The sequence below is a fragment of the Mesorhizobium sp. M5C.F.Ca.IN.020.29.1.1 genome, assembly GCF_003997375.1.
Classification (GTDB): domain Bacteria; phylum Pseudomonadota; class Alphaproteobacteria; order Rhizobiales; family Rhizobiaceae; genus Mesorhizobium; species Mesorhizobium wenxiniae.
The window spans coordinates 1-2,166 of the sequence record NZ_RZSW01000780.1 but is presented as its reverse complement, the minus strand read 5'-3'; the positions used below and the strand labels follow the sequence as shown (position 1 = coordinate 2,166).

Below are 2,166 nucleotides of genomic sequence, written 5' to 3'. Positions count from 1 at the left end.
GGTCTTGGGAGAACTCGTCCAATAGCCAGGTTGCTGCGCTGCAGGAGAACTTCTTTGATGGCAAACGGGACAAAAAGCGATCAACGCAACGAAGAGGAACTCTTGGTTTACCGACGCAGCGTCTCGAACCGCCTGCGGCTCCGACATGCATTCGCAGGATGGCTGGGCCGTTTCCAACTTCATTATCCAGGTCCTGGAAGAACGAGCCGATCACCATTTACGGCTCCTGGTTGCAAACACGATCATTCCGCTACCGGAGCGGCTGAAAGCCGGGCTCGTGCCTTCCCCAAAAGGCCGTAGGCTTGAGAATCCGGATAGGCCTCGACGATGCTGCCCTACGCCTTAAGAGGGTATTTTGGGGTAGGGCTTTCCAAGCGTAAGGTAAAAAAAGAAACTGTGCAGTGGTGCGTGGAGCGCCCTAATCGATGCGTGTATCTTAATCGCGCAGAGCGAGAAGGCCATGATGACAAGGCAATCTTTTATCACAGTGCTTGTCGGGCCGAGCGAGTTACTCCGAGAAGGCCTTAGTCGAATCCTGGATGCAGCAAATTTTCGTATTCTTTTCTCTGCGGCTTGTGTTCACGATCTTCTGCAGAAGCCGCTACCCCAGCACCGACCCATCTTGCTCATCATAGATGTCGGCGGTATTGATGCGGATGCTGAATTCGCACAAATTGCAGACTTTAAAGCGATTTACCCGACCTGCCATGTCGTTGCGCTAGCCGATTACTGTCGAACGACCGATATAGTTTCAGCTCTTCGTGCGGGGGCTGACGGGTATTTGACAAAAGCTGCTGCTTACGACACTTTCGTCAAAGCTCTCGAATTGGTTATGCTAGGGCAGATGGTGTTACCTGCAGAAACTTCGACGTTTCTTCAAGATGTAAGGCATGGTCTGAAACATGACACGGTAACTGACGAGTTAACACACGAGGCTTTTAAAGTGGAGGATGAGGATCGAGAACTAGTAATTTTGTCAAATCGGGAAAGATGTATTTTATGGCGCTTGATCGAAGGGGAATCTAACAAAGCCATCGCGCGCGAGATTAACATCGCCGAAGCTACAGTGAAGGTACACGTCAAGGCCATCCTTCGAAAGATTCGGGTCCGTAACCGGACACAGGCTGCAGTTTGGGCGATGAACCATGGTATGCTTACGCCCCCATCTGGCAATGGCTCGTCGGGGAACGAAAAGATGGCAACTCAGCAGTCTCACCATCCGCAAGATCTACTTGAAGCACAAAAGGGGTACCACTAATAATCATCATCCGATAGACCCGCTTTCCCGTCCTGACATATCGTCATTCGGGCTTGTGCGGTCACTTTCCAAAGCCTGCGGTAGCGTTGGATAAGCGGCACGGGCTTCGGCCGAGGCCCTTCCGATTAAACTCGTCCACATTCGAACCCGCTGATTTCGAAGACAGCTACTTCCCCGCCCATAGCCGATCGATAAGCAGTGGCCGACGGATGCAGATCACGGGTTGATCCCGAGGACCAACGGGAGGTCAACCAACCGACCCAGAACGTCTTTCGCGATCACCTGATGGTCGAATACGAGATCCCGAATAGGAAACGTGACCAACTGGTGGCGGTCCTCACCCAGATCAATGGTTCCTCGAGACGGGGTTCGGGCTGCTGAGCGGGCAGCACAAGAATTTCGATACGATCGAGGAGGCCATAGGATGGGTAGGCAGACACACCTTCCCCGAGCCTGCTTAGATCGCAGATTGAGCGGCCGATTCCGCAGTAGCAATCAACCCGCACAGTCAGCTAGGCAATACTGCCGATCGTGCCGAAAACCTCGAACACAGCCCGCGGAATTCACCCAAGGCGGGCAGTGTTATGCCCGGTCCACTCTTCAGCCAGAGTTCCCTCGGCGAGGAGATCGTTGACCTTGTAGGCGACTTCCGTGCGGTTGGTCGCCTTCAGCTTCTTCATGATATTCCGGATGTGGACCTTCACGGTGCTTTCGCGCAGGTTCAGTTCGTAGGCGATAATCTTGTTCGCCTTGCCGCGCCGGAGCGCTTGGGCAACCTCGGCCTGCCTGAGTGTGAAAATGCCTGTCAAAGGCTGTCTGTCGCGGCTGCCCGAATCCATCAGGTGCCGCATGGAAAGGACACTGCTCGCCGGGACGAAGATGCCTCCCGCTGCCGCAAGGTTTATAGC

The 2,166-nt window shown here is 54.0% G+C and carries 3 protein-coding genes; 1 reads left to right on the top strand and 2 read right to left on the bottom strand.

The features are described 5' to 3' along the window. Window positions 1-217 (bottom strand): hypothetical protein (locus EOA85_RS38325; protein WP_206523437.1); only part of this gene is annotated, 217 nt, incomplete at its 3' end. 243 nt (window positions 218-460) lie between these two features. On the opposite strand from EOA85_RS38325, the gene EOA85_RS39590 reads away from it, so the two are divergent. Further along, on the top strand, window positions 461-1,258 hold the full coding sequence (locus EOA85_RS39590) for a response regulator transcription factor (RefSeq protein WP_127212558.1): 798 nt from the start codon (window positions 461-463) through the stop codon (window positions 1,256-1,258). Between the two features lie 563 nt (window positions 1,259-1,821). Here the strand turns inward: EOA85_RS39590 and EOA85_RS33440 are convergent. Continuing rightward, on the bottom strand, window positions 1,822-2,166 hold a 345-nt coding region (locus EOA85_RS33440; protein ID WP_164760069.1), incomplete at its 5' end, for a response regulator transcription factor.